This is a genomic window from Sphingomonas sp. (assembly GCF_031380695.1).
Taxonomy (GTDB): Bacteria; Pseudomonadota; Alphaproteobacteria; order Sphingomonadales; family Sphingomonadaceae; genus Sphingomicrobium.
Map to the genome: position 1 here is coordinate 1 of NZ_JANMWY010000274.1, position 6122 is coordinate 6122.

7 protein-coding genes and 1 pseudogene are annotated in these 6122 nt (G+C 65.5%); 3 read left to right on the plus strand and 5 right to left on the minus strand.

What is annotated here, in order from left to right:
- Positions 1 to 45: 45 nt before the first annotated feature.
- From RMN84_RS09910 to RMN84_RS09920, 3 genes are all read right to left on the minus strand, one after another.
- Positions 46 to 699, minus strand: coding sequence for a TonB family protein (locus tag RMN84_RS09910; protein WP_309612009.1), 654 nt, complete (start codon positions 697 to 699; stop codon positions 46 to 48).
- A gap of 169 nt (positions 700 to 868) precedes the next feature.
- Positions 869 to 2185, minus strand: coding sequence for a glutamate--tRNA ligase (locus tag RMN84_RS09915; protein ID WP_309612010.1), 1317 nt, complete (start codon positions 2183 to 2185; stop codon positions 869 to 871).
- Positions 2182 to 3843, minus strand: coding sequence for an NAD+ synthase (locus RMN84_RS09920; RefSeq protein ID WP_309612011.1), 1662 nt, complete (start codon positions 3841 to 3843; stop codon positions 2182 to 2184). The genes RMN84_RS09915 and RMN84_RS09920 overlap by 4 nt, the downstream gene beginning before the upstream one ends.
- Positions 3844 to 3939: 96 nt before the next feature.
- On the opposite strand from RMN84_RS09920, the gene RMN84_RS09925 reads away from it, so the two are divergent.
- The 3 genes from RMN84_RS09925 (at position 3940) to rplT (ending at position 5621) form a co-directional block, all read left to right on the plus strand.
- Complete coding sequence (locus RMN84_RS09925; RefSeq protein ID WP_309612012.1) at positions 3940 to 4875, plus strand: ribose-phosphate pyrophosphokinase; 936 nt, start codon at positions 3940 to 3942, stop codon at positions 4873 to 4875.
- A gap of 145 nt (positions 4876 to 5020) precedes the next feature.
- The gene (gene rpmI / locus RMN84_RS09930) at positions 5021 to 5224 is read left to right on the plus strand and encodes a 50S ribosomal protein L35 (RefSeq protein WP_309612013.1); all 204 of its coding nucleotides are present in this window, start codon (positions 5021 to 5023) and stop codon (positions 5222 to 5224) included.
- Positions 5225 to 5237: 13 nt separating this feature from the next.
- Positions 5238 to 5621: a 50S ribosomal protein L20 gene (gene rplT, locus RMN84_RS09935; protein WP_309612014.1), complete on the plus strand. Its 384-nt coding sequence runs from the start codon at positions 5238 to 5240 to the stop codon at positions 5619 to 5621.
- 99 nt (positions 5622 to 5720) lie between these two features.
- Here the strand turns inward: rplT and RMN84_RS09940 are convergent, their stop codons facing one another.
- On the minus strand, positions 5721 to 5924 hold the full coding sequence (locus RMN84_RS09940) for a hypothetical protein (RefSeq protein WP_309612015.1): 204 nt from the start codon (positions 5922 to 5924) through the stop codon (positions 5721 to 5723).
- Positions 5925 to 5946: 22 nt separating this feature from the next.
- Positions 5947 to 6122 (minus strand): annotated as a pseudogene (locus RMN84_RS12340) (isocitrate lyase); the annotation flags it as partial.

Here is a 6122-nt window from a genome sequence, read left to right on the forward strand (position 1 = left end):
GGCGCGGCGGGGCGAGCGACCAGCCCCCCGCCGTACGGTCGACTTCTAAGCCTCACCGAGTTTGAAATGCAGCGTGATGACCTTGGTCGATGGCACCGGCTTGCCGTCCTCGGTCGCCGGGGTGAACCGCCATACATTCAGCAGATGCCGTCGCGCGCTGTCGAGGAAGGCGCGGTCGGCGCTGCCGATCGGCTCGACTGCCGTTACCCGCCCGGTCGCGTCGATCGACAGCTTTAGCGTCAGCGTCGCTTCCTCGCCGAGCATCTGCTTGACCTCGGGATAGGGCGGGCGAAGGCGCCCTTCGGCGGTCGCGATCTGCGCGCCGTGACGGATGACCTCGTGCGGTGGCACGAACGGCGGTCGCGGCGGAAGCGCTTCAGAGCCGAGGTCTGCTGGGCCGAGAGGGACCGGGCCGACGTCGATTTGATGATTGTCGAACGTCGGGATTGGCACTTGCGGTTGAGTCGTCGTCGAATGACTCGGACGCGGGTCGGTCCGTGGACGCGGCTCCGGGATAGGCAGGGGGTCAGCAATAGGCGGAATGTCGATGATGACGGTCGGTCGGTCGATCCGCGTCGCGATCTCGCTTTTCGCCAGCATGACCGCGCCGATCGCCAGCACATGGCCGGCGATGATCGCCATCAGTAACTTGGGACGGTTGGCCTCGCGGCCGGGGCGGGGAGCGGCATAAGCAAGCATCGCGACCTCCTTGGTTGATTTCGCGATGATACATCATAACATATTAACAGCAAGGTCTATCCGAGGCCCCGCCAATGCATACTGAAATATGCTCAGCCTGGCCTGTCAGGGCTGCTTCGTTCCGTCGGATGATTCGGCGACAAAGGCTCGGCTGCCGCGCTAGCTGTCTCTATTGGGCCGCCGCTTTCAGCCGCCCGATCGCACGATCCCGCCCGATTCGCTCGAGCAGCGGTGCCATCTCCGGTCCTGAGTCGCGGCCGGTCAGGGCCAGGCGCAGCGGATGGAACAGCGCCTTGCCCTTGCGCCCACTCTCCGCCTTGAGCCGCGTTGCCAGTTCGGCCCACGGCCCGTCCGACCAGGCGATCTCGCCGGCAGTGGTGGCGGCACGACCCACAAAAGCGCGGTCGTCCAGCTCCAGCACTGGTGTCGCGAGGTCGCCACCCAGGACGTCGCACCACTCTTCTAGCTCGCGCAAATGGGCGATATTGCCGCGCAACAGCAGCCACTCCCCGTCGCCGACCCACGCCGGCACGCGATCAGCCACGTCGGAAAAATCCAGATGGTGAAGCAGCCGCGAATTAAGCTGCTCGACCTCGGCCAGGTCGAAGTGAGTTGGTGCCCGCCCGAAATGGGCGAAGTCGAATCCTTCCGCTAACTCGGCCAGCTTGGCACGCGGTTCGACCGGCTGCGACGTGCCCAGCCGGGCGAGCAGGGACAGCAGCGCCATCGGCTCGATCCCCGCGTTGCGCACCGCCTCGACTCCGGTCGCGCCGAGCCGCTTCGACATCTTGCCTTCGGCCGCCACCAGCAGCGCTTCATGGGCGAAGATCGGGTCGGGCGCGCCCAATGCCGCGAACATCTGGAGCTGCACCGCGCTGTTCGACACATGATCCTCGCCGCGCACGATGTGGCTGACGCCCATGTCGATGTCGTCGATCACACTCGGCAGCAAATAGAGCCAGCTGCCGTCGGCCCGGCGGATCACGGGATCGCTGATCAGCGCCGGATCGAACTTCTGCGGCCCGCGCACCATGTCGTCCCACAGGATCGGCACGCCATGCTCCAGCCGGAACCGCCAGTGTGGCGCCACTCCCGTCGGGACCGGAGTATCGGCGACCTTGCGCTCATAGACCGGTGGCAGCCCGCGTCCGAGCAGCACCTTACGCCGGACGTCGAGCTCCTCGGGCGTCTCGTAACAGGCATAGACCCGACCCGCGGCGCGCAGCCGCTCGAACTCGCGTTCGTACAGGTCAAACCGCTCCGATTGCCGGAACAGCGCGTCGGGCTTGAGCCCCAGCCAGTCGAGATCATCGCGGATCGCCTGATCGTAATCGACGGTCGACCGCTCGTTATCGGTATCGTCGATCCGCAGCACGAACCGCCCGTCATGCTTCAGCGCAAACAGCGCATTGTGTAGCGCGGTCCGGATATTCCCGACATGCAGCCGCCCGGTCGGCGACGGCGCGAAGCGCATGGTGACCGTCATGGATTGCCGGTGTGGAAGGCGTTGGTGATCGGATAACGCCGGTCGCGGCCGAAGTTGCGGGCGCCAAGCTTCACCCCCGGCGGGGCCTGGCGACGCTTATATTCGGCACGCAGCAGCTTGCCCTCGATGTCGGACACCAGCGCCTTGTCGGCCCCGGTCAGCGCGGCCGTCTCGCGCACCGACAGTTCCTTTTCGACCAGTGCCTCGAGGATGCGGTCGAGCAACGCGTAGGGCGGCAAACTGTCTTCGTCCTTCTGATTGTCGCGCAGCTCGGCGGTCGGCGGCTTGTCGATCACCCGCTGCGGCATCACCGGCCCGGCCGGCCCGAGTGCGCCCTCCGGCCGGTTGGCATTGCGCCAGCGCGACAGGGCAAACACCGTCGTCTTGTAGGCATCCTTGAGCACTGAATAGCCGCCCGCCATGTCACCATAGAGGGTGGCATATCCGACCGACATTTCGCTCTTGTTGCCGGTCGTCAGCACCATGTGGCCGAAGCGATTGCTGAGCGCCATCAGCGTCACCATCCGCAACCGCGACTGAATATTCTCCTCGGCCAGCCCCGCCTTGGTGCCGGCGAATGCGGGGGCGAGCATCTTGTCCAGCGCGGCGACGCCGGGGGCGATCGAGATGACGTCCTGCCGAACCCCGAGCATCTTGGCGCAGCCATCGGCGTCCTCGAGGCTGTCCGTGCTGGTGAAGCGCGACGGCATCATCACGCACCACACCTTGTCCGGCCCGAGCGCATCGACCGCGACCGCCGCCGACAGCGCGCTGTCGATCCCGCCCGACAGGCCGAGGATCACGCCGGGAAAGCCGTTGTCGCCGACATAATCGCGCAAGGCGACGACCATCGCCCGATAGATATCGCCCGGAAAGGGATCGAGCGTGTGGCTTGCCCGCGTCGTGCACGTCCACCCACTCGCCTCCCGCCGCCACTCGGTCAGCTGCAGCGCCTCGTCCCAGTCGGGCATCTGGACCAGGATCGCGCCGGTCCGATCCATCACGAACGACGACCCGTCGAACGCCAGCTCGTCCTGCCCGCCGACGCGGTTGAGATAGGCCAGCGGCAAGCCGGTCTCGGTCACACGATCATGAGCGAGACGGATGCGGACATCGTCCTTGTCGATCTCATAGGGACTGCCATTGGGGACCAGCAGCAGCTCCGCCCCGGCCTTGGCGAGCGCCGCGCATACCGGCTCGCGCCAGATGTCCTCGCAGATCGGTATGCCGATGCGCACGCCGCGAAACGCGATCGGGGTCGGCAGCGGCCCACTCGCGAACACGCGCTTTTCGTCGAAGGTGCCATAGTTGGGCAGCTCGTGCTTCAATGTTCGCCCGACGATGCGCCCGTCTTCGGCCAGGATCATCGCATTATAGACCAGTCCCTCCTCGACATGCAGCGCGCCGAACAGCAGCGCCGGTCCACCGTCGGCCGTGGCATCTGCCAGCCGCTCGGCCGCTTCGAGGCTGCGGCGGACGAACTCGGGCTTGAGCACGAGATCTTCGAGCGGATAGCCGGTCAGCTGCAGCTCGGGCACCATGACCAGATCGGCGCTCTTGGCCTTCGCGCGCCATTCCAGGATCCGGGCGGCATTGCCGGCAAGGTCGCCGACCCGCTGGTTCATCTGGACGAGGGCGATGGAGAGTGTGTCGGTCACCGCTGCGAGTTAGGCCGAGCGCCATCCGGCGGCAAGCCGGTGCTTGGCGAATCGGCCACAGGCGCTAAGGGAGGCGCTGCAAGGGGGACTAAATCGATGAAGCTGCTCGCCGGAAATTCCAACCTGCCGCTGGCGCGCGCGATTGCCGAGTACCTCGGGATGGCGCTGACCAAGGCCAGCGTGCGTCGCTTCGCCGACGAGGAAGTGTTCGTCGAAATCAACGAGAATGTGCGCGGCGAAGATGTGTTCGTCATCCAGTCGACCAGTTTCCCGACCAACGACAATTTGATGGAATTGCTGATCTGCATCGATGCGCTGCGTCGCGCTTCGGCCAAGCGGATCACGGCGGTCATCCCCTATTTCGGCTATGCCCGGCAGGACCGGAAACCCGGTCCGCGCACTCCGATTTCGGCCAAGCTGGTCGCGAACATCATCACCACCGCCGGCGCCAACCGCGTCCTGTCGATGGATTTGCACGCCGGTCAGATCCAGGGCTTCTTCGACATTCCGACGGACAATCTGTGGGCCGCGCCGGTGATGGCGGCGGATATCCAGGAGCGCTTCGCCGGGCGCAAGCTGATGGTCGTGTCGCCCGATGTCGGCGGCGTGGTCCGCGCGCGCAGCCTCGCCAAGCGGCTCGACAACGCCCCGCTGGCGATCGTCGACAAGCGCCGCGAGCAGGCCGGCGAATCGGAAGTGATGAACATCATCGGCGACGTCGCCGGCCATTGCTGCATCCTGATCGACGACATCGTCGATTCGGGCGGCACGCTGTGCAACGCGGCCGCGGCCTTGCGGCAGCAGGGGGCCGAAGAGGTGTTCGCCTACTGCAGCCACGGCGTCCTGTCGGGCGGCGCGGCGGCGCGGGTGGCGGCGAGCGAACTCAGCGAACTGGTGGTGAGCGACACTATCTGGTCGGGCGAGGCCGATGCCCCGGACGGCAAGATCCGCCGCTTGACCATTGCACCCCTCATCGGCGAGGCGATCAAGCGCATCGCCGACGAGAGCAGCGTTTCCAGCCTGTTCGACTGATCTTGCCTTCCGCGGCCGCGCCTCTTATAGGCGCGCCTCTTCCAGATCGTTGGAAAGACGAATGGTCCGGCCAGTCAGGGCTGCCGTGGCGATTCGATAACGTCGCCCCCTGAGGAAACTCAGCCGGGGCAACAAGGAGACGAAAATGCCCAAGCTCAAGACCAAGAGCGGTGTGAAAAAGCGCTTCACGCTTACCGCCAGTGGCAAGTTGAAGCATGGCGTCGCTGGCAAGCGGCACCGGCTGATCAGCCACAATTCCAAATATATTCGCCAGAACCGCGGCACCGAAGTGCTCGACAAGGCCGACACCCAGCGCGTGAAGCTCTGGGCGCCTTACGGCCTCAACTAGGAGCTGACGAACCATGGCACGCGTCAAACGGGGTGTAACCACCCGCGCCAAGCACAAGCGGATCCTCGAAAATGCGAAGGGCTATTACGGCCGTCGCAAGAACACGATCCGCATCGCCCGCCAGGCCGTCGAAAAGGCCGGGCAATATGCCTATCGCGATCGCAAGGTGAAGAAGCGCAGCTTCCGCGCCTTGTGGATTCAGCGCATCAACGCCGCCGTGCGTGCGGAAGGGCTGACCTATGGCCAGTTCATCTACGCGCTGAAGCTGGCGAACATCGATCTCGACCGGAAGGTCTTGGCCGACATCGCCATGCACGAGGGTGGCGCGTTCAGCGCGCTCATCGCGCAAGCGAAGGCGGTCCTTCCGAACGAGGGCGATCGTCGGGCCGCAGCCTGAGCCTTCGCTGATTGCGCAATGAAAAGGGGCACCGCGGCATCAGCTGCGGCGCCCCTTCCCTTGGGCAGGGATGCTCTGTCGGCACCCTCTCCGGGGGACTTATTGCCAGACCGGCGCAGGTTCGGCGGCGATGGTGAAACGGGTGGTGGCTTCCGCCTTGTCGCGGAAGGTCAAGCGCTGCCACTCGGTGCGCGCACGGAGCTCGTCATTGAACGGCCCGCTGACCACTTCCGTACCCGGCTCGAGTGCGCCGAATTCGCAGTCGGCGTAGGTTCCGCCGATGACCCAATAACGCTGTTGCATCGTCTTGCTCCTTCCTTCTGCTCTATGCGCGCGCGAATTGCGCCGCTTCGGTTGATTCACCCAATGCCGTGGTCGATGCCTGGCCCGCCGACAGGACGGTCGCGACCTGGTCGAAATAGCCGGTGCCGACCTCGCGCTGGTGGCGCGTGGCGGTGTAGCCTGCGGCTTCGCTGGCAAATTCCGCCTGCTGCAGCCGTG

Coding starts and splice junctions, on each gene's coding strand:
- RMN84_RS09910 (WP_309612009.1), bottom strand. CDS start 699: ATGCTTGCTTATGCCGCTCCCCGCCCCGGCCGCGAGGCCAACCGTCCC.
- RMN84_RS09915 (WP_309612010.1), bottom strand. CDS start 2,185: ATGACGGTCACCATGCGCTTCGCGCCGTCGCCGACCGGGCGGCTGCAT.
- RMN84_RS09925 (WP_309612012.1), top strand. CDS start 3,940: ATGAAGCTGCTCGCCGGAAATTCCAACCTGCCGCTGGCGCGCGCGATT.
- rpmI (WP_309612013.1), top strand. CDS start 5,021: ATGCCCAAGCTCAAGACCAAGAGCGGTGTGAAAAAGCGCTTCACGCTT.
- rplT (WP_309612014.1), top strand. CDS start 5,238: ATGGCACGCGTCAAACGGGGTGTAACCACCCGCGCCAAGCACAAGCGG.
- RMN84_RS09940 (WP_309612015.1), bottom strand. CDS start 5,924: ATGCAACAGCGTTATTGGGTCATCGGCGGAACCTACGCCGACTGCGAA.